This window comes from Pseudomonas sp. TE12508 (assembly GCF_056279485.1).
The window spans coordinates 262,726-285,098 of the sequence record NZ_JBWCCN010000001.1 but is presented as its reverse complement, the minus strand read 5'-3'; the positions used below and the strand labels follow the sequence as shown (position 1 = coordinate 285,098).

General features: G+C 60.2%; 22 protein-coding genes and 1 pseudogene. 11 read left to right on the top strand and 12 right to left on the bottom strand.

Translation table 11 applies throughout. From position 1 onward, the window contains the following. Nucleotides 1-42: 42 nt before the first annotated feature. From ACZ9IM_RS01255 to ACZ9IM_RS01245, 3 genes are all read right to left on the bottom strand, one after another. A complete protein-coding gene (locus ACZ9IM_RS01255; RefSeq protein WP_007899258.1) occupies nt 43-843 on the bottom strand; it encodes a phasin family protein in 801 nt (266 codons plus the stop codon). Between the two features lie 10 nt (nt 844-853). Further along, the gene (locus ACZ9IM_RS01250; protein ID WP_007899266.1) at nt 854-1,276 is read right to left on the bottom strand and encodes a phasin family protein; all 423 of its coding nucleotides are present in this window, start codon (nt 1,274-1,276) and stop codon (nt 854-856) included. A 247-nt stretch (nt 1,277-1,523) separates the two neighbouring features. Beyond that, a complete protein-coding gene (locus tag ACZ9IM_RS01245; protein ID WP_476223208.1) occupies nt 1,524-1,799 on the bottom strand; it encodes a polyhydroxyalkanoic acid system family protein in 276 nt (91 codons plus the stop codon). A 155-nt stretch (nt 1,800-1,954) separates the two neighbouring features. Here ACZ9IM_RS01245 and ubiE point away from each other — a divergent pair, with 155 nt between their 5' ends. The 11 genes and pseudogenes from ubiE (at nt 1,955) to ACZ9IM_RS01190 (ending at nt 10,137) form a co-directional block, all read left to right on the top strand. After that, a complete protein-coding gene (gene ubiE, locus ACZ9IM_RS01240; protein WP_008005057.1) occupies nt 1,955-2,725 on the top strand; it encodes a bifunctional demethylmenaquinone methyltransferase/2-methoxy-6-polyprenyl-1,4-benzoquinol methylase UbiE in 771 nt (256 codons plus the stop codon). Beyond that, nucleotides 2,725-3,348 carry a ubiquinone biosynthesis accessory factor UbiJ gene (locus tag ACZ9IM_RS01235; RefSeq protein ID WP_427625371.1) on the top strand — a complete coding sequence of 208 codons (624 nt, stop codon included), beginning with the start codon at nt 2,725-2,727 and terminating at the stop codon, nt 3,346-3,348. Before ubiE ends, ACZ9IM_RS01235 begins: the two co-directional genes overlap by 1 nt. Further along, nucleotides 3,345-4,949 carry a ubiquinone biosynthesis regulatory protein kinase UbiB gene (ubiB, locus tag ACZ9IM_RS01230; RefSeq protein ID WP_427625373.1) on the top strand — a complete coding sequence of 535 codons (1,605 nt, stop codon included), beginning with the start codon at nt 3,345-3,347 and terminating at the stop codon, nt 4,947-4,949. The genes ACZ9IM_RS01235 and ubiB overlap by 4 nt, the downstream gene beginning before the upstream one ends. 91 nt (nt 4,950-5,040) lie before the next feature. Then, nucleotides 5,041-5,442, top strand: a complete 402-nt coding sequence (gene hisI, locus ACZ9IM_RS01225; RefSeq protein ID WP_007899278.1) for a phosphoribosyl-AMP cyclohydrolase — start codon at nt 5,041-5,043, stop codon at nt 5,440-5,442. Next, nucleotides 5,435-5,767, top strand: a complete 333-nt coding sequence (locus tag ACZ9IM_RS01220; RefSeq protein ID WP_007899279.1) for a phosphoribosyl-ATP diphosphatase — start codon at nt 5,435-5,437, stop codon at nt 5,765-5,767. The genes hisI and ACZ9IM_RS01220 overlap by 8 nt, the downstream gene beginning before the upstream one ends. Nucleotides 5,768-5,791: 24 nt before the next feature. Then, nucleotides 5,792-6,064, top strand: a complete 273-nt coding sequence (locus ACZ9IM_RS01215) for a twin-arginine translocase TatA/TatE family subunit (protein WP_427625374.1) — start codon at nt 5,792-5,794, stop codon at nt 6,062-6,064. A 10-nt stretch (nt 6,065-6,074) separates the two neighbouring features. After that, nucleotides 6,075-6,506: a Sec-independent protein translocase protein TatB gene (gene tatB / locus ACZ9IM_RS01210; RefSeq protein ID WP_427625376.1), complete on the top strand. Its 432-nt coding sequence runs from the start codon at nt 6,075-6,077 to the stop codon at nt 6,504-6,506. After that, a complete protein-coding gene (gene tatC, locus ACZ9IM_RS01205; protein WP_007899282.1) occupies nt 6,503-7,297 on the top strand; it encodes a twin-arginine translocase subunit TatC in 795 nt (264 codons plus the stop codon). The genes tatB and tatC overlap by 4 nt, the downstream gene beginning before the upstream one ends. Further along, nucleotides 7,294-8,001: a 16S rRNA (uracil(1498)-N(3))-methyltransferase gene (locus ACZ9IM_RS01200; protein ID WP_427625377.1), complete on the top strand. Its 708-nt coding sequence runs from the start codon at nt 7,294-7,296 to the stop codon at nt 7,999-8,001. Before tatC ends, ACZ9IM_RS01200 begins: the two co-directional genes overlap by 4 nt. A gap of 198 nt (nt 8,002-8,199) precedes the next feature. Beyond that, nucleotides 8,200-9,279: pseudogene (locus tag ACZ9IM_RS01195) on the top strand (methyl-accepting chemotaxis protein); the annotation flags it as partial. Next, complete coding sequence (locus ACZ9IM_RS01190) at nt 9,265-10,137, top strand: methyl-accepting chemotaxis protein (protein WP_476223271.1); 873 nt, start codon at nt 9,265-9,267, stop codon at nt 10,135-10,137. The pseudogene ACZ9IM_RS01195 and the gene ACZ9IM_RS01190, both read left to right, overlap by 15 nt. Before the next feature lie 143 nt (nt 10,138-10,280). On the opposite strand, the gene mdoH is transcribed toward ACZ9IM_RS01190, so the two are convergent. The 9 genes from mdoH to ACZ9IM_RS01145 form a co-directional block, all read right to left on the bottom strand. Beyond that, on the bottom strand, nt 10,281-12,851 hold the full coding sequence (gene mdoH / locus ACZ9IM_RS01185) for a glucans biosynthesis glucosyltransferase MdoH (RefSeq protein WP_427625379.1): 2,571 nt from the start codon (nt 12,849-12,851) through the stop codon (nt 10,281-10,283). Continuing rightward, nucleotides 12,844-14,649 (bottom strand): glucan biosynthesis protein G, encoded by a 1,806-nt coding sequence (locus ACZ9IM_RS01180; RefSeq protein WP_427625380.1) that lies wholly within the window; start codon nt 14,647-14,649, stop codon nt 12,844-12,846. Before ACZ9IM_RS01180 ends, mdoH begins: the two co-directional genes overlap by 8 nt. 321 nt (nt 14,650-14,970) lie before the next feature. Then, a complete protein-coding gene (gene dtd / locus ACZ9IM_RS01175) occupies nt 14,971-15,408 on the bottom strand; it encodes a D-aminoacyl-tRNA deacylase (protein ID WP_008068825.1) in 438 nt (145 codons plus the stop codon). After that, a complete protein-coding gene (pip, locus tag ACZ9IM_RS01170) occupies nt 15,405-16,376 on the bottom strand; it encodes a prolyl aminopeptidase (protein WP_427625382.1) in 972 nt (323 codons plus the stop codon). Before pip ends, dtd begins: the two co-directional genes overlap by 4 nt. A 105-nt stretch (nt 16,377-16,481) precedes the next feature. Beyond that, nucleotides 16,482-17,411, bottom strand: coding sequence for an alpha/beta hydrolase (locus ACZ9IM_RS01165; RefSeq protein WP_427625384.1), 930 nt, complete (start codon nt 17,409-17,411; stop codon nt 16,482-16,484). 207 nt (nt 17,412-17,618) lie between these two features. Beyond that, on the bottom strand, nt 17,619-18,566 hold the full coding sequence (locus ACZ9IM_RS01160) for a choline ABC transporter substrate-binding protein (RefSeq protein ID WP_476223270.1): 948 nt from the start codon (nt 18,564-18,566) through the stop codon (nt 17,619-17,621). 249 nt (nt 18,567-18,815) lie between these two features. Beyond that, nucleotides 18,816-19,616 (bottom strand): N-formylglutamate deformylase, encoded by an 801-nt coding sequence (gene hutG / locus ACZ9IM_RS01155; protein WP_476223207.1) that lies wholly within the window; start codon nt 19,614-19,616, stop codon nt 18,816-18,818. Between the two features lie 10 nt (nt 19,617-19,626). Continuing rightward, nucleotides 19,627-20,832: an imidazolonepropionase gene (hutI, locus tag ACZ9IM_RS01150; RefSeq protein ID WP_476223206.1), complete on the bottom strand. Its 1,206-nt coding sequence runs from the start codon at nt 20,830-20,832 to the stop codon at nt 19,627-19,629. Nucleotides 20,833-20,848: 16 nt separating this feature from the next. Further along, a complete protein-coding gene (locus ACZ9IM_RS01145; protein WP_476223205.1) occupies nt 20,849-22,258 on the bottom strand; it encodes an amino acid permease in 1,410 nt (469 codons plus the stop codon). Between the last annotated feature and the right edge of the window lie 115 nt (nt 22,259-22,373).

Sequence of the window (22,373 nt, the reverse complement as noted above, 5' to 3'; positions counted from 1 at the left end):
GCGTCCGGTGAGGCATTCCCACGCGGAGCGTGGGAACGATCATCAGGACTGACTGGTTGGCGTCGATGGAGCCGGCGCAGCAGTCGGGGTTACAGCAGGTGTCGGAGCAGTGGCGGAGTTCGCCGTGCTGACCGGTGTTACCGGCTTGGCGGCAGCCACTACTGGTTTCGGTGCAGCCGCTTTCGGGGCGGCCGGTTTTTTCACTACAGGCTTCTTGGCTGCTGGCTTTTTCGCAACGGCGGGTTTGGCTGCTGCGGTTTTAGCTGCAGGTTTGGCCGCCGGTTTTGCGGCTGGTTTGGCGGCCGCTTTGGCTGCAGGTTTCGCCGCGGCAGTTTTGGTTGCCGGTTTAGCGGCAGCCTTGGCCAATGGTTTGGCTACGCTTTTGGCTGCTGGTTTGGCCGCCGCGGTTTTCGCCGCAACAGGCGCGACCTTGGCACCGGTGAGTTTTTCGATTTGCTTGGTCAGGGTATCGACCTTGCTGTGCAGTGCCTTGACCTCATTGCGGCTCGGTACACCCAGGCGCGAAATGGCGCTGTTCAGGCGCTTGTCGAAAGCCCCTTCCAACTCATCCCATTTGCCCAGTGCACGATCTTTCACACCGCTGATGCGCGACTTGGCCGACGAAGCGGAGTCCTTGGCGGCATCAACTTTCTTGCCGACAGCGCTCTTGGTGAGCTTCTCGGCTTTCTCGCCGTCCTTAACCAATGTATCGAAGAGCTTGCTGCCGTCAGTGTCGATCTTCGAGTACACGCCTAAACCAGCCAGCCAGATCTTGCGGGAGTAGTCTTCGACCTTCCCGATCCACGAGCTGCCTTCTTTTTCAGTATTCTTTTTACCAGCCATCCCGTTCTCCTTAAGATTTACGCGCGACACGTTCGAGCAATGCCGTCAGCTCATCGAGCTTAGCAGAGAGTGTCTCAACGTCATGTTTAGACGGAATGCCGATACGATTCAAGGCACTTGCGATACGTGTATCGAAAGCCCTTTCGACTTTGTCGAGTTGAAGTTCGACTTTGCCTTTGAAAGTGCTCACTTCACTCTTGGCTTCATCGATCTCGGCATTGGCCGCTTCAAGTTTTTCAGTGACTACTTTTTTGCCTTTCTTTTCAACAGCTTGACCAGCCTTGATCAGCTCTTGAACGTACTCGCTACCCTCTTGGCCGACCTTGGTGTAAGCACCCAGGCCAGCGAGCCAGATCTTGCGGGCATACGATTTGACGTCGCCCAGAGCGTTAGTTTCAACGTCGACTTTTTTCTTCAAAATAACTTTGGCCATGGTGCACCTCACGCGCAGAAGGGTCGAGGAACTGCCCGCAGAGAGTCGGGCTCAGGCACAAAGTAGTGAGAATAATTAGAAACGGCACCCTAACAAGTGACATAAACCTTTGGGCACACCACAAACAAATGTGGGAGCGAGCCTGCTCGCGAAGAGGCAGGCACATTCAACATAGATGTCGACTGAAAGACCGCTTTCGCGGGCAAGCCCGCTCCCACAGGGTTTCTCATTTCACAGAAAGAATGGATCAGGTCAGTGCTTTATCCAGGGCCCTTTCGATTTCCGATTTGATCGTGCCGCTCATGGCAGACATCAACAGGCCCAGTTCGACATCGACCTTGATCGAGTCCTCGCCCACATACACCGCCCCTTTTACGCCCGAGCGTCTGAGGTTCAGAGTGTCGCCAGACCACTGCGGCTCCAGGCCATATTGTTCGGACAGTTTCTGCGCCAACTTGTCGGCCTTCTCGCGGGCCACTTCCTTACCCAGGCCGTGGGCACGCTCAACACTAATACGGGCCATCGAATGACTCCTGCTTTATCGTGACTTGCTCAAGACATCTTGACCCTGCATGCGTCAAAACGTCCCGGTAGTTGCCTATCTTACCTTCAGCCTTGCCAAGACAAAGCAGGCCACCGGGATTAGAATGTCCCGCATTCTCTTTTGGTGACAGCGATATGACTGATCAGCGCAAAGGCAGCGATGCCGAACCCACCACTCACTTCGGCTTCAAAAACGTTCCAGAAAGCCAGAAAGCGGAAAAAGTCGCTGAGGTTTTCCACTCGGTAGCCGCCAAGTACGACCTGATGAACGACCTCCTGTCGGGCGGCATGCACCGTCTGTGGAAGCGTTTCGCGATCGAGCTGTCGGGCGTGCGCACCGGTAACCGCGTGCTGGACATCGCCGGCGGCACTGGCGACCTGACCCGCAAGTTCTCGCATCTTGTGGGACCGACGGGCCAGGTAGTGTTGGCCGACATCAACGAATCCATGCTCAAGGTCGGTCGTGACCGCCTGCTGGATCTGGGTGTGTCCGGCAACGTCGAATTCGTCCAGGCCGATGCTGAAAAGCTGCCGTTCCCGGACAACCATTTCGATTGCGTGACCATCGCTTTCGGCCTGCGCAACGTGACGCACAAAGAAGACGCCCTGCGCTCGATGTTGCGCGTGCTGAAACCGGGCGGCCGTTTGCTGGTGCTGGAATTCTCCAAACCGACCAACGCGCTGATGTCCAAAGCCTACGACGCCTACTCGTTCGCCTTCATGCCGTTGATGGGCAAGTTGATCACCAATGATTCGGAAAGCTATCGCTACCTGGCCGAATCAATCCGCATGCACCCGAATCAGGAAACCCTGAAGTCGATGATGGTCGAGGCCGGTTTCGACCGCGTGACCTATCACAACATGACCGCAGGCATCGTCGCCCTGCACCGCGGCATCAAGCCCTGATGTTGCTGGCCGGCCTGCTCGCCAGCGTTGAGCTCGGCCTGAACCGGGTGCTGCGTCTTGACAGCACGGCCCTGCCGCGGCTGGCGCATTTGAGTGGCAAGGTGATTGCCATCGACTGCCGCAGCCCGGCGCTGCAAGTGTTCATCCTGCCCAGCGATGAAGGCCTGATGCTCGCCTCCCAGTGGGAAACCGGCGCCGACTGCACCTTGCGCGCACCGGCCTCAAGCCTGCTGAAACTGGCGACAAGCAAGGACAAGACTTCGATTCTGCATGCCCCGGAAGTCGAACTCGACGGCGACAGCGGCGTGCTGCTGGAGCTGGCGGCGATCCTTCAGGACCTCGAACTGGACTGGGAGTACGAACTCTCGCGCTGGCTGGGACCTGTGGCCACGCAACTGGTCGGCGGTCACCTGCGCAGTCGCGCACGCTGGTATCAGCAAGGGTTCGCCAGCCTGAACCAGAACCTGGGCGAATACCTGGCCGAAGAATCGCGCGCCCTCGTCGGTCAGCGCGAAGCTGACGCCCGTTTTAATGAACTGGACCAGATCAAGCTCGATCTGGAACGTCTCGAGGCGCGTTTCGAGCGCCTTTCCCGATCCCTCGACCCAAGCGATAACGCATGAAGCTGCTTGCCGTCCGCCGTTTGTTGCGCATCCAGCGCGTTGTGATTCGCTACCGCCTCGATGACCTGCTGTTCGCCCTGCCATTGCCCTGGTTTCTGCTGGCGCTGCGCTATGCCTTGCCGTGGCGCTGGTTTCCGCGCAAGACACTGGACCTGAGCCGTGGCGCGCGACTGCGCCTGGCGTTGCAGGACCTGGGGCCGATTTTCATCAAGTTCGGCCAAATCCTGTCCACGCGCCGCGACCTGCTGCCCGAAGACATCGCCGATGAACTGATGATGCTGCAGGACCGCGTGCCGCCGTTCGACTCGCAAGTGTCGATCAGGCTGATCGAAGAGCAGCTTGGCAAAAAAATCAGTGAAGTCTTCAGCCGTTTCGACGTCGAACCGCTGGCCTCGGCCTCGGTGGCGCAAGTGCATGCCGCGCAGCTGAAAACCGGCGAAGAAGTCGTCGTCAAGGTGATCCGCCCGGGTCTGAAACCGATCATTGCGCAGGACCTGGCGTGGCTGTTCATCCTCGCCCGCGCCGCAGAAAAACTCTCGGCCGACGCCCGCTTGCTGCACCCGGTGGACGTGGTCAGCGACTACGAAAAAACCATCTACGACGAACTCGACCTGCTGCGCGAGGCGGCTAACGCCAGCCAGCTGAAACGCAATTTCGAAGGTTCGCCGCTGCTGTATGTGCCGCAAGTCTATTGGGACTGGTGCCGGCCGAAAGTGCTGGTGATGGAGCGCATCTACGGGATTCAGGTCACCGACCTCGCGACCCTGGCCGACCAGCGCACCGACATGAAAATGCTCGCCGAGCGGGGCGTGGAGATTTTCTTCACCCAGGTGTTCCGCGACAGCTTCTTCCACGCCGACATGCACCCCGGCAACATCTTCGTCAGCACCGTGCAACCGTGGAGCCCGCAGTACATCGCAATCGACTGCGGCATCGTCGGCAGCCTTACCCCGGAAGACCAGGATTATCTGGCGCGCAACCTGTTCGCGTTCTTCAAGCGTGATTACCGGCGTGTCGCGCAGTTGCACATCGATTCGGGCTGGGTGCCGGCGGAAACCAAACTCAACGAATTCGAAGCAGCGATCCGTACCGTGTGCGAGCCGATCTTCGAAAAACCGTTAAAAGATATTTCCTTCGGCCAGGTGCTGATGCGCCTGTTCCAGACCGCTCGACGTTTCAACATGGAAGTGCAGCCGCAGTTGGTATTGCTGCAAAAAACCCTTTTGAACATCGAAGGCCTGGGCCGTCAGCTGTACCCGGACCTCGATCTGTGGAACACCGCCCAGCCGTTCCTCGAACGCTGGATGCGCGAGCGCGTCAGCCCCAAAGCCTTGATCGGCAACGTGCAGAGCCAGTTCGAGCAGATCCCGCACTTGGCCAACATGGCCCGCGACCTGCTCGAGCGCATGTCCCAGCCCCATGCCAACGACCCGCCGCCCCCTTGGCACAAGCGCAAGGACGACTGGTTCCTGCGGTTGCTCGGCACCGCTCACCTGGCGGGTGGCACGATACTCGCCGCCGGAGGCCCACTGAACGAATTGGGGCACTGGCCCGCCGGAATCATGGTGGCGGTCGGCTTGTATCTGGTCGTTCGCCGATAGCCAGTTGGATGATCGGCTGGCACACTGTTTGAACGCTGAATTTGAACATTGGCCTCAACTATTGAAGTAGAGCCCGCTGTCGGAGTCGAAGATGAAAAACTGGCTGGACGAGATCAAGTGGGACGCCGATGGCCTGGTGCCGGCGATTGCCCAGGATCACAAGACCGGACGCGTCCTGATGATGGCCTGGATGAACCGCGAAGCGCTGGAATTGACCGCTGCCGAGAACCGTGCCATTTACTGGTCACGTTCCCGTGGCAAGCTGTGGCGCAAGGGCGAAGAGTCCGGCCACGTGCAAACCCTGCATGAGATGCGCCTTGACTGTGACGCTGACGTGATCATCCTGATGGTTGAGCAAATCGGCGACATCGCCTGCCATACCGGCCGTCAGAGCTGCTTCTACCGCGTCTTCGAGAACGGCGACTGGAAAACCGTCGACCCGGTGCTTAAAGACCCGCACGCTATCTACTCGGCAGGACATACCCATGAGTGACACCCTGACCCGTCTGGCCCAGGTGCTGGAAGAGCGCAAAGGCGCCGCCGCCGACAGCTCGTATGTCGCCAGCCTGTACCACAAGGGCTTGAACAAGATTCTGGAAAAAGTCGGCGAAGAGTCGGTCGAAACCATCATTGCCGCCAAGGATGCCGCCATCAGCGGTGACTGCAGCGATGTGATCTACGAGACCGCCGATTTGTGGTTCCACAGCATGGTCATGCTCGCCCAGTTGGGGCAGCATCCACAGGCTGTGCTCGATGAACTGGACCGTCGCTTCGGTCTGTCCGGACACGCCGAGAAAGCCTCTCGCCCGTCCGCCTGAACAATTATTAGAGAGGAACGCAACATGGGCATTTTTGACTGGAAACACTGGATCGTCATCCTGGTTGTCGTGGTGCTGGTGTTCGGCACCAAGAAACTGAAAAACCTCGGCACTGACGTGGGCGAGTCGATCAAGGGCTTCAAAAAAGCCATGAACGACGACGAAAAACCGGCCGATCCGACCGCGACGCCGTCCCAACCGGTACCGCCGGTTCAGCCACAGGCCTCGGTGAACCAGCCGCACACCATCGACGTGCAGGCGCAAAAAGTCGAAGAGCCGATCCGCAAAGACTCGTGAGCACTGACTAATGTTTGGTATCAGCTTCTCTGAACTGCTGCTCGTCGGCCTCGTCGCCCTGCTGGTGCTGGGTCCCGAGCGCCTGCCGGGTGCTGCGCGCACCGCCGGCCTGTGGGTCGGGCGGCTGAAGCGCAGCTTCAACGCGATCAAACAGGAAGTTGAACGTGAAATCGGTGCCGACGAGATTCGCCGGCAACTGCACAACGAGCACATTCTGTCCCTGGAGCAGGAGGCGCGGAAGATCTTCACGCCGACTCAGCAGGAGCCAACGCCGGTGGAACCTGTAGCGACGCAGACGATTCATGCGCCGGCGGCTGAGGTTATGCCGGCGGTTGCAGCCGCTGAACCTGCACCTGCACCTCCAGTAGAACCTGTTGCTCCTGCCGCCGCGCCGACAATACCGGCGCCTCACGACACCACTTTGCCGCCGCGAGCCCCATGAGCGATCTCCCCGAAAACGACCAGCACATGCCGCTGGTTTCGCACCTCACCGAGTTGCGCACTCGCCTGCTGCGTTGTGTCGTGGCGGTGTTCATCATTTTTGCCGGGCTGTTCGCCTTCACCCAGCAGATCTACACCTTCGTCTCCACGCCGCTGCGCCAGTACCTGCCGGCCGGCGCGACGATGATCGCCACCGACGTGTCGTCGCCGTTCCTGACGCCGCTGAAACTGACCATGATGGTCTCGCTGTTCCTGGCGATCCCGGTGATCCTGCACCAGATCTGGGGCTTTATCGCGCCGGGCCTGTACAAGCATGAGAAGCGCATCGCGGTGCCGTTGCTGGTCTCCAGCATTCTGCTGTTCTACACCGGCATGGCCTTCGCCTATTTCCTGGTGTTCCCGCTGATCTTCAAGTTCTTCGCCGCCGCCACCCCGGCCGGCGTGGAAATGATGACTGACATCACCAGCTACCTCGATTTCGTCATGACGCTGTTCTTCGCCTTCGGCGTGGCGTTCGAGATTCCGGTAGCTGTGGTGCTGCTGGTGTGGATCGGCGTGGTCAACGTCGCCTACCTGAAGAAAATCCGCCCGTACGTGATCATCGGCTGCTTCGTGGTCGGCATGATCCTGACGCCGCCGGACATCTTCTCGCAGACGCTGTTGGCTGTACCGATGTGGTTGCTGTTCGAAATCGGCATCCTGTTCGGCAGCCTGATCAGCAAGCGTGGCGAGCATCCGGACGACCAGCCGGCTGACGATCACAACGACCAGCCGCCAGCGACCCAAGCGTGAACCTGCTGCTCCTCGAAGAGGCCGACTTCATTGCGGCCGACCGAGCGATCCTGCGCGATCGCCGGTTGACCCACATGCAGGAAGTCCATCGCTCGGTGGTTGGCGACAGCCTGCGGGTCGGGCGTATCGGCGGCTTGATGGGCTCAGCCGAGTTGCTGCGCCTGGACGCCGATGAAGCCGAGTTGCGCGTCACCCTCGACCAGCCGCCACCGGCCAAGCTGCCACTGACTTTGGTGCTGGCTCTGCCGCGACCGAAAATGCTCCGCCGAGTGTTTCAGACCGTGGCCGCCATGGGTGTGCCGCGCATCGTGCTGGTGAACAGCTATCGCGTCGAGAAGAGCTTCTGGCAAACCCCGTTCCTGGAACCCGAGGCGATTCGCGAGCAATTGATCCTGGGTCTTGAACAAGCCCGCGACAGCGTGCTGCCAGAGGTCGTCATCGAGAAGCGCTTCAAGCCTTTTGTCGAAGACCGTCTACCGGCCATTATCGAAGGCACCCTCGGCCTGGTCGGTCATCCCGGTAACTACCCACCCTGCCCTCGCGGCCTGGACGAGCCAGTGACCCTGGCTATCGGCCCCGAAGGCGGCTGGATTCCCTACGAAATCGACTTGCTGGGCAAGGCCGGCCTGCAACCGGTGCAACTTGGCGAGCGCATTCTGCGAGTCGAAACCGCCGTCACCGCGCTGCTCTCGCGCCTGTTCTAACGTCAAACACCCTACTTGTGGCGAGGGAGCTTGCTCCCGCTCGGCTGCGAAGCAGTCGTAAAACCGATGAATGCGGTCTTGCTGGTAAAAAGCGCTGGCCGCTTCGCGCCCAAGCGGGAGCAAGCTCCCTCGCCACAGGTGTTTACTCCCCTACAGATCCCTGCCAGCCGGCCGATACAGTCTCCATAAAACCAATTAATGGTCCGAGGGAGTAGCAGCATGTACCGATGGCTGGCCGAGAAACTGGGAAATGTAAGCGTCAATCGCAAACTGGGTGTCGGCTTCGGTCTGGTGCTGCTTCTGACCTTGTTGATCACCTTTACCGGCTGGACCGGCCTGAGCGGTGTGATCAGCCGTGGCGATACGCTAGGGTTTATTTCCAGCCTCAATGAGTTGACCAAAGACCTGCGTCTCGCCCGTCTGGATTACGACATGCGCCGTGGCGAACAAGGCCCGGGCGCCGTCAACGAGCTGATCGGTCAACTCGATACCGGCCTGAAAACCGCCCGTACGCTGGTCGAACAGCCTGCCGACCTGGCAATGGTCGATCAACAGCTTGCCGCCGTCAGCGAGTACAAACGCGCCTTCGCTGATATGACTCAGGCTACCGCCACCCGCGAAGATGCTCGCAGCAAACTGGGCGCCACCGCCGATAACGCCGTGGCCCGAGTCTCTGAAGTCGAAAAAACCCTGCTGCAAGGCGACAGCGTCGCCCAGTTCAACAGCGTGATCGACCTGAGCAAACTGATCCAGCAAGCGCGTTTCCAGGTACGCGGCTACACCTACAGCGGCAAGCCCGAAGCCGAGCAGCCAGCGCTAGACGCCATCGGCAACGCCCTGAAAAACCTCGAAAGCCTGCCGTCTCAACTGCCGGAACAACACATCGCCAACCTGCAACAAGCGACCGACTCGCTCAAAGCCTATCGCGCGGCTGTCAGCCAGTTCCGCGACTCCCAAGTCGCCAGCGCTGCAGCCTTCAAGCGTATGAGCGCGCAAGGCGACATTCTGTTCGACACCAGCAAAAAGCTCACTGCCTCGCAAACTGTCGTACGTGACACCGACACAGCGCATGCCAAGAACATGCTGCTGTTGGCTACTGTCCTCGCGTCGGCCTTTGGCTTGTTCGCAGCCTGGGCCATCACTCGCCAGATCGTCATTCCCCTGAGCCAGACCCTCAAAGTGGCCGAGCGTGTCGCCGCGGGCGACCTGACTCACAACCTGATTTCCGAACGTCAGGACGAACTGGGTCAGCTACAGCGCGCCATGCAAAGCATGACCCTGGGCCTGCGAGAACTGATCGGTGGCATCAGCGATGGCGTGACCCAAATCGCCAGCGCCGCTGAAGAGCTGTCCGCCGTCACCGAACAAACCAGCGCCGGGGTCAACAGCCAGAAGGTCGAGACCGATCAGGTGGCCACCACCATGCACGAAATGACCGCCACTGTGCAGGAAGTCGCGCGCAACGCCGAGGAAGCGTCCGAAGCTGCCGTGGCCGCCGACCAACAAGCCCGCGAAGGTGACAGAGTGGTCGGCGAAGCCATCGCCCAGATCGAGCGCCTGGCCGTCGAAGTCGGCAACTCCACCGCCGCCATGGGCGATCTGAAACGCGAAAGCGACAAGATCGGCAGCGTGCTCGATGTGATCAAGTCCGTGGCCCAGCAAACCAACCTGCTGGCGCTCAACGCCGCCATCGAAGCCGCCCGCGCCGGTGAAGCCGGGCGCGGTTTTGCGGTGGTCGCTGACGAAGTCCGCAGCCTGGCCCAGCGCACACAGAAGTCCACCGAAGAAATCGAAGAGCTGATCGTCGGTCTGCAAACTGGCACTCAGCAGGTCGCGACCATCATGGACAACAGCCGCAGCCTGACTGACAGCAGTGTCGAACTGACCCGCCGCGCCGGTGGCTCGCTGGAAAGCATCACCCGCACCGTATCGGCGATCCAGTCAATGAACCAGCAGATCGCCGCCGCTGCCGAGCAACAGAGCGCGGTGGCTGAAGAGATCAACCGCAGCGTGCTGAACGTGCGTGATGTGTCCGAGCAGACCTCGGCAGCCAGTGAAGAGACCGCGGCCTCCAGCGTCGAGCTGGCGCGGCTGGGGACGCATTTGCAGATGCTGGTGGGGCGGTTCAAGGTTTGAGCTGATGCGGGTATCCCGGCTCGCTTGAAACCGGGGTGATGCAATCGCGGGCAAGCCCGCTCCCACAGGATCCGCGCCGAACACAAAGTTGTGCTCAGTCAGATCATCAGCCCAAAAAAAACCCCGCTTTCGCGGGGTTTTCGTTATGCCGGCTGAGGCTGAACACTCACAGGCTTGAGCGGCAACAGCGGCGCATGGGGATCGGCATCCACCGATGTGCGCCAGGCTTGCAGCCACTCGGCATGGCCTTCGTTCCAGACTTGCTCATGCAAGCGACCCAGCGCCACCGGATCACTCAGCAGGGCCACGCGCTCGTCGTTGGTCAGCCCGGCAGGCCCGACCTTCATCGCATGGCGAACCCGCTCGATGCGCAACCATTCGATCGGCTCGGCCTGACGGTGACGAGACGTCGCCAGCGCACACGCCAAAGCGTTCTGCTGAGGATCGACCACTGACCGGACAAAGCCGTCGTTCAGTGCATGCCAACGGTTTTCGTGGGTGTACTGATCGGTCGCCAGCAATTCCTGTGGCGGGGCATATTCCTCAGGAATCAGGAACAGGCTTTCGTCACGGGACTTCAGGCCCAGGCCGACGCGACTGGAGATCACCGATACCGGGATCGACAACATCAGCGAACCGACGATCGGCACCAGCCACCACAAGAAGCTCGGGTTCAGCCAGATCACCAACAGGGCCCAGAAGAAGCCCAGCAAGGTTTGCGGGCCGTGGCGCTTGACCGCTTCGCTCCACGGCGTGGAGTCGTCGTCACGTTGCGGCGAGTTCCAGGTCGCGGCCCAGCCGAGGAACGCGGCGAGTACGAAACGGGTGTGGAAGATCATCCGCACCGGCGCCAGCAGCATGGAAAACAACATCTCCAGCAGCATCGACAGCGTCACCTTGAACTTGCCACCAAACTCTTTCGCGCCCTTGGCCCAGATCAGGATGATGCTCAACAACTTCGGCAGGAACAGCAGCACGATGGTCGTCGAGAACAGCGCAATTGCCTTGTCCGGCTGCCATTGTGGCCACAGTGGATAGAGCTGACGCGGTTCCAGGAAGTACTGCGGCTCCATCAACGTGTTGACCGCCAGCAAGGCCGTCGACAACACCAGGAACAAGAACCACAACGGCGCAGACAGGTACGACATCACGCCGGTCAGGAACACCGCACGGTGCACCGGGTGCATGCCTTTTACCAGGAACAGCCGGAAGTTCATCAGGTTACCGTGGCACCAGCGACGGTCACGCTTGAGTTCGTCCAGCAGGTTCGGCGGCAGTTCTTCGTAGCTGCCCGGCAAGTCGTAGGCAATCCACACGCCCCAGCCGGCACGGCGCATCAGCGCAGCTTCGACGAAGTCGTGGGACAGAATCGCACCGGCAAACGCGCCTTTACCGGGCAACGGCGCCAGGGCGCAGTGCTCGATGAACGGCTTCATGCGGATGATCGCGTTGTGACCCCAATAGTGGGATTCGCCCAACTGCCAGAAGTGCAGACCGGCGGTGAACAACGGACCGTACACACGCGTGGCGAACTGCTGCATACGCGCATAAAGGGTGTCCATGCCCGACGCACGCGGCGCGGTCTGGATGATCCCGGCGTCCGGCGTGGCCTCCATCAGGCGCACCAGACTGCTCAGGCATTCGCCGCTCATCACGCTGTCGGCGTCGAGTACGACCATGTACTTGTAGTCACCACCCCAACGACGGCAGAAGTCGTCGAGGTTGCCGCTTTTACGTTTTACGCGGCGACGGCGGCGGCGATAGAAGATCTTGCCGAAGCCTTTGCCTTCACGGCAAACGTCCAGCCAGGCCTGCTGCTCGGCAACGCAGATATCGGCGTCGTTACTGTCGCTGAGTACGAAAAAGTCGAAGCGATCCAGGTTACCCGAGGCCGCAACCGATTCGAAGGTCGCCCGCAAACCGGCGAACACCCGCGGCACGTCTTCGTTGCAGATCGGCATCACCAGTGCAGTGCGTGCGTCCTTCGCGATCGGCTCGTTGCCGGCGCTGGCGCCGGAAATGCGGTACTTGTCACGGCCGGTGATCAGCTCGAGGAAGCCCATCAGCGCAGTCCAGAAACCGGCCGAGACCCAGCAGAACAGAATCCCGAACATAATCAGAATGCTGGTTTGCAAGGCATATGGCAGCACTTGCGTGGCGGTTTGGGTCAGAGGTTGATGCAGGACTTCTTCAAGATCGACGAACGACCAGCCCTGGTACGGCATGATGCCTTTCATGTACCAGCCGGCGACGATCGTCTGACCGAGCATCAGCACCAGAAGAATGTAGCGTCGGATCGAACCGACGGTGCGCCAGCGAGCCGCCGGCAGCACGTTCTCATCTTTCGGCGGTGCAGGCGGATTGGTGCGACCGGTCAGCCGACGCCAGCCACGCACCAGAATGTTGGTGCGCCACGGCTCGGGCACGACTTTGGTCCGACGGATCGGTGGGGTTGCCTTCAGGCAAACCCGACCACTGGCGTCGAGCACCAGCATTTCCGCATCCGCCAGTTCTTCGGCGGAGTTCAGGGTCAGGCGCCGGCCAACCGAGGCTTGAGCAGCCTCGGTCGGCGCGTCGAACGTCGAGGACGACAGACGTTCGTGCAGTTCACTGAAAGACTTGCAGCCCGCGAGTTCCGCGCGCTGCTCGTCGCTCATCGGCAAATGCGCCAGATACTCGGCAAGCGATTGTGGCTGTACTTGTGAATTACTCATCGGCGGGCAACTGATAGCTCCAGGTCTCGGTCAGGACTTGTTCAGTCGGTGCCGATTCCGTTGTGGCTGGGGCCGCTTGAGCAGCGACAGGCTGCTTGGCGTCTTTGTTGTCCTTGTCCTTGGTATCCTTGACTTGCAGGGCTTGTGATTCAGCCTGCTTGGCTTCCTTGTCCTTCTTCTCTTGCTGGCGGGCGGCGATCTTGTCTGCCTTGGCAACGGAAGAACTGGACGCTGGCGCCGCGGTCTTGAGCGCCTCGGCAGGCGTGATGTTCTTGACCAGCGCAGCGCGCATTTCGGTGGCCTTGCCCGGATCCTTGATCTTCATCCGCAAAGTCAGGCGCCAGCCCTTGGTTTCAGGGTTGTAACGGACGCTGTTCTCAACCAGTTCTGCGTTGTCGCCAACGCTCACCTGGCTGCGCACTTCAGCATCTTCCGGCAGGACTTGCAGGGAAGGGCCTTCGAAATCCACCAGATAGGCCACGCTGCCGTCCGGCTGACGAATCAGGTTCGACTGCTTGACGTCACCCGTGGAACGCAGGGTCTGTTGAACCCAGGCGCTGTCCGGCGAATGCAGGGAGGCTTCGTCGATGGTCCAGTGCATGCGGTAGGCAACGTCCAGGGACTGGCCAGGTTCAGGCAGTTTTTCCGGACTCCAGAAAGCGACGATATTGTCGTTGGTTTCGTCGGCCGTAGGAATCTCTACCAGATCGACGGAGCCTTTGCCCCAATCGCCTTTCGGTTCGATCCAGGCACTTGGGCGCTTGTCGTAGCGGTCATCGAGGTCTTCGTAGTGACTGAAGTCACGGCCACGTTGCAGCAAGCCAAAACCGCGCGGGTTCTCGATCGAGAAGTTGCTCACCGCCAGGTGTTTCGGATTGTTCAGTGGGCGCCAGATCCATTCGCCGTTGCCGGCATGGATCGACAGGCCGCTGGAATCGTGCAGCTCGCGACGGTAGTTCAGCACTTTCGACGGCTGGTTGGCGCCGAACAGGAACATGCTGGTCAACGGCGCAACGCCGAGCTTGGTGACTTTGTCACGCAGGAACATCTTGGCCTTGACGTCGACGACCGTGTCGCTGCCTGGACGTACGGTCAGGCGATAGGCACCGGTGGCACGCGGTGAATCCAGCAGGGCAAAGATCACCAGGTGCTTGTCGCCCGGTTTGGGCTGTTGAATCCAGAACTCGGTGAAGCGCGGGAACTCTTCGCCGGATGGCAACGCGGTATCAATGGCCATGCCGCGAGCGGAGAGCCCGTAGGTTTGCCCCTTGCCGATGACGCGGAAGTAGCTCGCGCCAAGCATGGTCATGATTTCGTCTTGCTTGTCGGCCTTGTTGATCGGGTACAGCACACGGAAACCGGCATAGCCCAGCTGTTCGGTGGCTTTAGGATCGAACTTCACGTCGCCGAAATCGAAACGACTTGGGTCGTATTTGATCTCTTCGACGGTGTTGGCCGTGATTTCGTTGATTTTCACCGGCGTATCGAAGTGCATGCCCTGGTGATAGAACGACAGCTTGAAGGGGGTTTTCTGGTTCGCCCATTCGGCTTTTTCCGTGAGGAACCGGATTTTTTGATAGTCCGCGAATTTCATCTCGCGAAATTCATTCGGCAGGTTACTGCGCGGGGCTTCGTACTTTTGCCCGGCCAGCTCTTTTGCCTTGACCGATACGTCATCCAGATTGAATGCCCAAAGTTGACCGGCGCTGAACAGGCAGAGCAGTGCAGAGCCTGCTACCAGAGCGCTTCGAAACCGTTTGGCAGACAATTTTGGTGCATTACAGGGACTAACAATCACGAGCAACCCTCGCCGAAAACAGATCAAAAAACCAACGGCCAGTTAAAGTGCCAGCACGGTGTGCGGTGGAAAAAAACCGACCCTGCGAACGACTCTTGCCAAGTTGGCGAGCATTGTTCCGACTCCTATGGGGCAAAATGATTCCCCAACAGGTCTCGGACAAGTCTCTACCTAAGTCAAAACGGACCAACGAACGCTGATCCCCGTAGCGCGCGATTATCTAGCAGGCCGCGTTACAACGCATCAGGTGGAACCAAGTATTTATAGGGAAAAGCCTCTGTTTTCAGTCGAAATGCCCTTAAAAAGATGTTTTAAGCGCTTTCACGTCTGTAACAGGAAGGTTACCGGGCCATCATTGACCAGATGCACCTGCATATCCGCGCCGAATCTACCTGATGCCACAGTGCCATGCATCTGTTTCGCTTTACCTGTTAGATAGTCGAACAGCTCCTCACCCAAACCTGGAGGAGCCGCAGTCGAAAAACTTGGGCGCAACCCGTTTTTGGTGTCGGCGGCCAAGGTGAACTGCGAGACCAGCAGCAACCCGCCGCCTACGTCCGCCAGGGACAGATTCATCTTGCCCTCGGCGTCACTGAATACTCGATAGTTAAGCAGTTTATGCAGAAGTTTGTCGGCGCTGGCCCGCGTATCGTCGGGCTCGACCGCCACCAGCACCAGCAACCCCTGATCTATCGCGCCAACCACCTCTCCCGCAACCTCGACTCGCGCGCCACGCACGCGTTGTAGCAGGCCCTTCATGCTTCGTCAGGCGACAAGTCGAGCATACGACGGGCCATCAGATCAGCGGCGCGTACCAAAGCATCGGTGATACCCGATTCGGACGCCGCATGGCCGGCGTCGCGAATCACCTGCAATTCGCTGTTCGGCCAGGCCTGATGCAGTTCCCAGGCGTTGTCCAACGGACAGATCACGTCGTAACGACCATGGACGATGACGCCGGGCAGGTGGGCAATCTTGTCCATGTCACGAATCAGTTGGTTCGGCTCGAGGAAAGCATTGTTGGTGAAGTAGTGGCACTCGATACGGGCAATGGACAACGCACGCTGAGGCTCGGAGAAGCGGTCGACCACCAGCGGATTCGGCCGCAGGGTCGCGGTGCGGCCTTCCCACATGGACCAGGCCTTGGCCGCGTGCATCTGGGCGATCTGATCGTTGCCGACCAGGCGTTTGTGGAACGCCGACAGTAAGTCATGGCGTTCGTCCTGCGGGATCGGCGCGATGTAGTCCTGCCAGTAATCGGGAAACAAACGACTGGCGCCACACTGGTAGAACCACTCGATTTCCTGGGGACGGCAGAGAAAAATCCCGCGCAGAATCAAACCGTGCACGCGTTCCGGGTGGGTTTGTGCGTAGGCCAGGGCCAGGGTCGAACCCCAGGAGCCGCCGAACAGCACCCATTTGTCGATGCCCAGGTGCTTGCGAATCCGCTCCAGGTCGGCGACCAGATCCCAGGTGGTATTGTTTTCCAGGCTGGCGTGGGGCGTGGAGCGACCGCAACCACGCTGGTCGAAGGTGACAATGCGATACAGGTTCGGATCAAAATACCGGCGGCTCTGGGCATCACACCCGGCGCCGGGGCCGCCGTGGATGAACACCACCGGCAAACCTTCCGGCGAACCGCTTTCGTCGACATACAGCGTGTGGGTTTTATCGACGGCCAGATCGTGCCGGGCGTGGGGTTTGATCTGCGGGTACAAAGTCTGCATTGCGCGCTCCGTAAGGGGTCGAGGTCATCCCTGGGGGGACTTCTATTATTCTGCCGTCCGGCATCATAAACCCGAATTACGTCAATGAGCATGCCCCTTGCAGCGTCAGAGTTTGTCAGCCGTCGTCTCAGCCAAATAGCCGAGCAGGGTTTCATAGAGCCGGTCGACCTCGGCGACCTGCCCCCGCGCCCGCAAACAGCCGTGAACCAGTCCTTCCCCGTAATAAAGCGTTGCGCCCACGCCAGCTGCGTTGAGTCGCTCGGCGTAAAGCACGCCGTCATCGCGCAGCGGGTCGAACTGCGCCACGGCGATCAACGCCGGTGGCAGACCGCTGAAATCGTCGGCGAGCAAGGGCATCGCATAGGCACCCGGTTGTCGACTACCGCCCAAATACAACGCGTGATAACAATCCAGGTCGCTGCTGCTGAGCAATGGCGCATCGGTGCACTCGCTGCGCGACGGCAATCGGTGATCGCCGCCCAGTCCCGGATAGATCAGAACTTGCGCGCACGGCATAGGCTCGCCGGCATCGCGTAAAGCGAGGCACAACGCGGCGGCAAGGTTGCCGCCAGCGCTGTCGCCCACCACCAGGGTGCGTGCAGGGTCGAGCCGAAACGGTCCTGTAAGCAGCGCGCGCCAGACACCCAGGCAGTCATCGAACGCCGCTGGAAACGGATGCTCCGGCGCCAACCGATAATCGACGGCGATCACCAGCACGCCGAGCACCGACGCCAGTTCGGCACAGATGAAGGCGTGGGAGTCCAGATCCCCCACCACCCAACCACCGCCGTGCAAGTACACAATGCACGGCCAACCGTTGGTCGGCGGCGTGACCGGTGGTTGCCAGGAGCGTACGGCTACGCCTGCCAATTGAAAGTCGACCACCTCAAGCCCCGCAGGATGCGGCGGGGAAAACGCCCGACACATCTCGCTGTAGGCCTGACGCAAACCGGGGAGGCTGCTGTCGGTGCTGTTGAAGCTGAGGGTTTTCTCGACAAAAGCCGCCATCTGTTCAGAGAGTGGATAAAAAGCCATGAGCCTGCAGCCAGTCAGTCAACGGTTGGGGATTGGAACTCAGTTCTGTGGCGAGGGAGCTTGCTCCCGCTGGGCTGCGTAGCAGCCCCCAAACCACTCAACCCAGTTTTATCAGATACGCCCGACCAGCCGGGTTTACGACGGCTGCGCCGCCGAACGGGAGCAAGCTCCCTCGCCACAGACAGCGTACTTTCCGAAAAATGGTGATCAGTTCTTCAAACTGGCCTGAACGGTTGCCACACCCTCCTTGCCATCAAAACTGCTGACACCTGCCAGCCAACGCTGAAGATCTTCGGGATGATCACGCAGCCACTGTTTGGCAACATCCTGCGGCGTCTTGCGCTCCATGATTGGCACCATCAACTGGCTTTCCTGAGCGGCGGTGAAGGTCAGGTTTGCCAGCAAGCGGTTCACGTTCGGGCAGCGCTCGGCATAGTCCGGCGCAGTCACGGTGGAAACGGTCGCCGCTCCCTCGTTCGGACCGTAGACGTCTTCGCTGCCGGTCAGGTAGGTGACATTCATGTTGATGTTCATCGGATGCGGGGTCCAGCCGACGAACACCACAAACTCCTTGCGATTGACCGCCCGCTGAACGGCGGCAAGCATGCCGGCCTCACCGGACTCGATCAGTTTGAAATCCTTCAAGCCAAATTGATTGGTCTCGATCATGGTTTTGATCGTGGTGTTCGCGCCGCTACCCGGCTCGATGCCGTAGATCTTGCCGCCGAGCCGGTCTTTGAATTTCGCGATATCACTGAAGGTTTTCAAGCCTGCCGCGGCAACGTAGTCAGGAACAGCAAGCGTCGCCTGAGCGTCGGCCAGGCTCGGTTTGTCCATGACCTTCACTTGATTGGCAGCCACGAACGGGGCGATGTTTTTATCCATCGCCGGCTTCCAGTAACCGAGGAAGATATCGAGGCGTTTGTCGCGGATGCCGGCGAAGATGATTTGCTGCACGGCGCTGGTTTGTTTGCTTTCGTAGCCGAGGCCGTTGAGCAACACATCGGCCATGCCGCTGGTGGCGATCACGTCGGTCCAGTTGACCACGCCCATGCGTACGGTCTTGCAGGAAGCGGGGTCGTTGGCGAAAACGCTGGTGCTCAGAAGAGCAGTGCCACAGAGGATTGAGAGACAGCGGGTGAACAAACCTTTGATGCTTGTCATAGGGAGCTTTCTCGCGCGGCAGATTATTGTCAGGGGCCGGTGTCTTCGTGCACCGTGCCCAGAACATTACGCAGCGTCGAGAGGCTGAAAGCGAACTGTAGCGACCGAGATTTGCACGGTGGCGACAGTTCCGATGATCGTTCCCACGCTCCGCGTGGGAATGCAGCCCGTGACGCTCCGCGTCACTGGACGCGGAGCGTCCCTTGAGGCATTCCCACGCAGGAGCGTGGGAACGATCAGTCACCAGTAGTGTTTCTCGCCCCACGCCAGCAGCCCTTGCAGCAATTCCCTGAGCACCACTTGCGTCGGCGCCGCCAAATCCGGGCGATAACGGAACGGCTCGAACTCTTCCATGTACGTGCACTGGCCTAATTCCAGTTGCACGGCATGAATGTTCTCGGCCGGGTTGCCGTAGTGCCGGGTGATGTGCCCGCCCTTGAAGCGACCGTTCAGCACATGGCTGTAATCGCCGTGCCGTGCGCAGATGGCTTCCAGTTGGCTGGCCAGTTGTGGATCGCAACTGGCGCCGTTGAAGGTGCCGAGGTTGAAGTCCGGCAGCTTGCCTTCGAACAGGTGCGGGATGATCGAGCGGATCGAGTGTGCATCGAACAGCAGCGCGTAGCCGAACTCGGCCTTCAGCCGTGCCAGCTCTTCCTGCAAGGTGCGATGGTACGGTGTCCAGATCTGTTCCAGATAATTCGCGCGTTCTGTGGCCGAGGGCTCCATACCCTCACGGAACAATGGAATACCGTCGAACAATGTCGCCGGGTACAAACCAGTGGTGGCGCCGACATATAAAGGCTTGTCATCGGACGGTCGGTTCAGGTCGATGACAAATCGCGAGTACTCGGCGGCCAGCGTGCTGGCGCCGAGCTCGGCGGCGAATTCGTAAAGCCTGGGGATGTGCCAGTCGGTGTCCGGCAGGCTTTTCGCGTCGGGAATCAACCCGGCTTCGACCGCCGGGGTCAGGCGCAGGCCGGCGTGGGGCATGCTGATCAGCAGCGGCACGCGGCCTTGTTTGAAGTTCAGAACCTTATCCACAACTGCTCTCCTAAACGCTCGTTTCGACGCCGTGACGCACGACGCGTTTTTCCAGGTCGCCGCCCAGCCAGTACGACAGGTCGGCTGGTCGATCAATCTGCCAGGCGACGAAGTCTGCGACTTTGCCGGCTTCCAGCGAACCATGAGTCTCGGCCATGCCCAGCGCGGTGGCGGCATGAATCGTTGCGCCAGCCAGGGCCTCTTCCGGGGTCATGCGCAAACAGGTGCAGGCCATGTTCAGCATCAAGCGCAGGGACAACGCCGGCGAAGTGCCCGGGTTGAGGTCGCTGGCGATGGCGATTTTGACGCCGTGTTTGCGCAGGGCTTCCATCGGCGGCAATTGGGTTTCCCGCAGGAAGTAGAACGCGCCGGGCAGCAATACCGCGACGGTGCCCGATTTGGCCATGGCAATGGCGTCATCTTCGGTCATGAACTCCAGATGATCGGCGGACAGGGCGTGATAACGCGCCGCCAGGCTCGAACCGTGCAGCGACGACAATTGCTCGGCATGCAGCTTCACCGGCAAACCGAGTTTCTGAGCGGCGACGAAAACCCGTTCGACCTGTTCCGGCGAAAACCCCAGGTATTCACAGAAAGCGTCCACTGCATCCACTAGCCCTTCGGCAGCCAGGGCCGGGAGCATTTCGCTGCAGATGTGATCGATGTAGGCATCGGCACGGTCCGCGTATTCCGGCGGCAAGGCGTGGGCGGCCAGGCAGGTGCTGCGCACGCTGACTGGCAGCTCGGCGCCGAGACGACGAACGACCCGAAGCATCTTGCGTTCGTTGGTCAGGTCCAGGCCATAACCGGACTTGATTTCAATGCTGGTGACGCCATCGCGCATCAGGCTTTTCAGACGCTTGGCGGCGCTGGCGAACAACTCGTCTTCGCTGGCAGCCCGGGTGGCGCGCACGGTGCTGGCGATACCGCCGCCGGCCGCTGCAATTTCCGCATAACTGACGCCTTGCAGACGTTGCTCGAATTCACCGCTGCGGTTACCGCCGAACACCGTATGGGTGTGGCAGTCGATCAGGCCCGGTGTCACCCAAGCCCCGTTCAGGTCATTGACCGCCGGGTATTCGCCCGGCGGCAGTTCGCCGCGCGGACCAATCCACTCAATGTGCGCACCGGACGTCACGATGGCCGCATCCTCGATGATCGAGTAGGCGCCTTGCGCCATGGTTGCGACGTGGCAGTGTTGCCAGAGCGTTTTCATCCTGGCCTCCGTTAGGTTATCGATGAGAAAAATCAGGGTCCCGCGCCACCAATGCGGCCTGGCCTGCCGCCGGTTTCACCCACGTCAGGTAGGCCAGCACCAGCAACACGATCCAGACCACGCCGACGATCAGCGCTGCCTGGGTGTCCGGGAAGTAGCCCAGCACGCCGAAAATGAACAGCATGAAGGCAATCGCCGCCATTGGCGCGTAGGGCCAGAACGGCACCGGGAACTTCAGTTGTGCGACCTGCTCGGCGCTCATGGAGCGACGCATCGCCACCTGGGTGAACAGAATCATCAGCCAGACCCACACCGTGGCAAAGGTCGCAACGGAGGCAATTAACAGAAAGACGTTTTCCGGAATCAGGTAGTTCAGCACCACGCCCAGCAGCAGCGCGCTGCTCATCACCACCACTGTCAGCCACGGCACACCATTGCGCGACAAGCGGGCAAAGCCTTTGGGGGCGTGCCCTTGCTGAGCCAGGCCATACATCATGCGACCCGCGCCGAAGATGTCACTGTTGATGGCCGACACCGCCGCCGAGATCACCACGATATTGAGGATGGTCGCCGCCGAGCTGATACCCAGGTTGTCGAAAATCTGCACGAACGGGCTGCCTTGGCTGCCGATCTGCTGCCACGGAAAGATCGACATCAGCACCAGCATCGTCAGCACGTAGAACAACAAAATACGCAACGGTACGGCATTGATCGCCCGGGGCAGCACGCGCTGTGGGTCTTTGGCCTCACCGGCCGTTACGCCGATGATTTCAATGCCGCCAAACGCAAACATCACCACGGCGAACGAAGCGATCAGGCCACCCACGCCGTTGGGCATGAAGCCCCCATGGCTCCAGAGATTGCTGATGTCGGTCGCCTGGGCACCGGGGGCCGTGCTGATGCCGAACAGCATGATGCCGAAGCCACCGAGGATCATCGCGACGATGGCCGCGACCTTGAGCAGCGACAGCCAGAACTCCATTTCGCCAAAGACTTTGACGTTACACAGGTTCAAGCCGCCGACCACCGAAACGATGCCCAGGACCCAGATCCAGCGATCGACTTCCGGAAACCAGAAGCCCATATAGATACCGAACGCGGTGACGTCGGCCATACCGACGATGACCATTTCAAATGCGTAGGTCCAACCGAGGATGAAGCCCGCCATCGGCCCTAGATAGGTGCTGGCGTACTGGCCGAATGAGCCGGCCACCGGGTTGTGCACCGCCATCTCGCCGAGGGCGCGCATGACCATGAACACCGCCGCGCCACCGATTAGGTAAGCGAGCAGGACCGCAGGACCGGCCATTTGAATGGCCGAGGCAGAACCGTAGAACAGCCCGGTGCCGATAGCCGACCCCAGCGCCATGAAGCGAATATGTCGGGCAGAGAGCCCGCGTTTCAAACCCTTTGCTGGCTGTTGCATTTCTCGTCCTTAATTATTTTTGTTGGCGACATGATCGTTCCCACGCTCTGCGTGGGAATGCAGCCCCGTGACGCTCTGCGTCACTGGACGCGGAGCGTCCCAAGAGGCATTCCCA

Bases quoted from the DNA above. Each gene is read 5' to 3' on its own strand.
- ACZ9IM_RS01165 (WP_427625384.1), bottom strand. From the start codon at position 17,411: ATGGCTTTTTATCCACTCTCTGAACAGATGGCGGCTTTTGTCGAGAAA.
- ACZ9IM_RS01220 (WP_007899279.1), top strand. From the start codon at position 5,435: ATGAGTGACACCCTGACCCGTCTGGCCCAGGTGCTGGAAGAGCGCAAA.
- ACZ9IM_RS01190 (WP_476223271.1), top strand. From the start codon at position 9,265: ATGCAAAGCATGACCCTGGGCCTGCGAGAACTGATCGGTGGCATCAGC.
- ACZ9IM_RS01215 (WP_427625374.1), top strand. From the start codon at position 5,792: ATGGGCATTTTTGACTGGAAACACTGGATCGTCATCCTGGTTGTCGTG.
- ACZ9IM_RS01145 (WP_476223205.1), bottom strand. From the start codon at position 22,258: ATGCAACAGCCAGCAAAGGGTTTGAAACGCGGGCTCTCTGCCCGACAT.
- ACZ9IM_RS01235 (WP_427625371.1), top strand. From the start codon at position 2,725: ATGTTGCTGGCCGGCCTGCTCGCCAGCGTTGAGCTCGGCCTGAACCGG.
- pip (WP_427625382.1), bottom strand. From the start codon at position 16,376: ATGCAGACTTTGTACCCGCAGATCAAACCCCACGCCCGGCACGATCTG.
- hisI (WP_007899278.1), top strand. From the start codon at position 5,041: ATGAAAAACTGGCTGGACGAGATCAAGTGGGACGCCGATGGCCTGGTG.
- tatB (WP_427625376.1), top strand. From the start codon at position 6,075: ATGTTTGGTATCAGCTTCTCTGAACTGCTGCTCGTCGGCCTCGTCGCC.
- ACZ9IM_RS01255 (WP_007899258.1), bottom strand. From the start codon at position 843: ATGGCTGGTAAAAAGAATACTGAAAAAGAAGGCAGCTCGTGGATCGGG.
- mdoH (WP_427625379.1), bottom strand. From the start codon at position 12,851: ATGAGTAATTCACAAGTACAGCCACAATCGCTTGCCGAGTATCTGGCG.
- ACZ9IM_RS01245 (WP_476223208.1), bottom strand. From the start codon at position 1,799: ATGGCCCGTATTAGTGTTGAGCGTGCCCACGGCCTGGGTAAGGAAGTG.
- dtd (WP_008068825.1), bottom strand. From the start codon at position 15,408: ATGAAGGGCCTGCTACAACGCGTGCGTGGCGCGCGAGTCGAGGTTGCG.
- ACZ9IM_RS01250 (WP_007899266.1), bottom strand. From the start codon at position 1,276: ATGGCCAAAGTTATTTTGAAGAAAAAAGTCGACGTTGAAACTAACGCT.
- tatC (WP_007899282.1), top strand. From the start codon at position 6,503: ATGAGCGATCTCCCCGAAAACGACCAGCACATGCCGCTGGTTTCGCAC.
- ubiB (WP_427625373.1), top strand. From the start codon at position 3,345: ATGAAGCTGCTTGCCGTCCGCCGTTTGTTGCGCATCCAGCGCGTTGTG.
- hutI (WP_476223206.1), bottom strand. From the start codon at position 20,832: ATGAAAACGCTCTGGCAACACTGCCACGTCGCAACCATGGCGCAAGGC.
- ubiE (WP_008005057.1), top strand. From the start codon at position 1,955: ATGACTGATCAGCGCAAAGGCAGCGATGCCGAACCCACCACTCACTTC.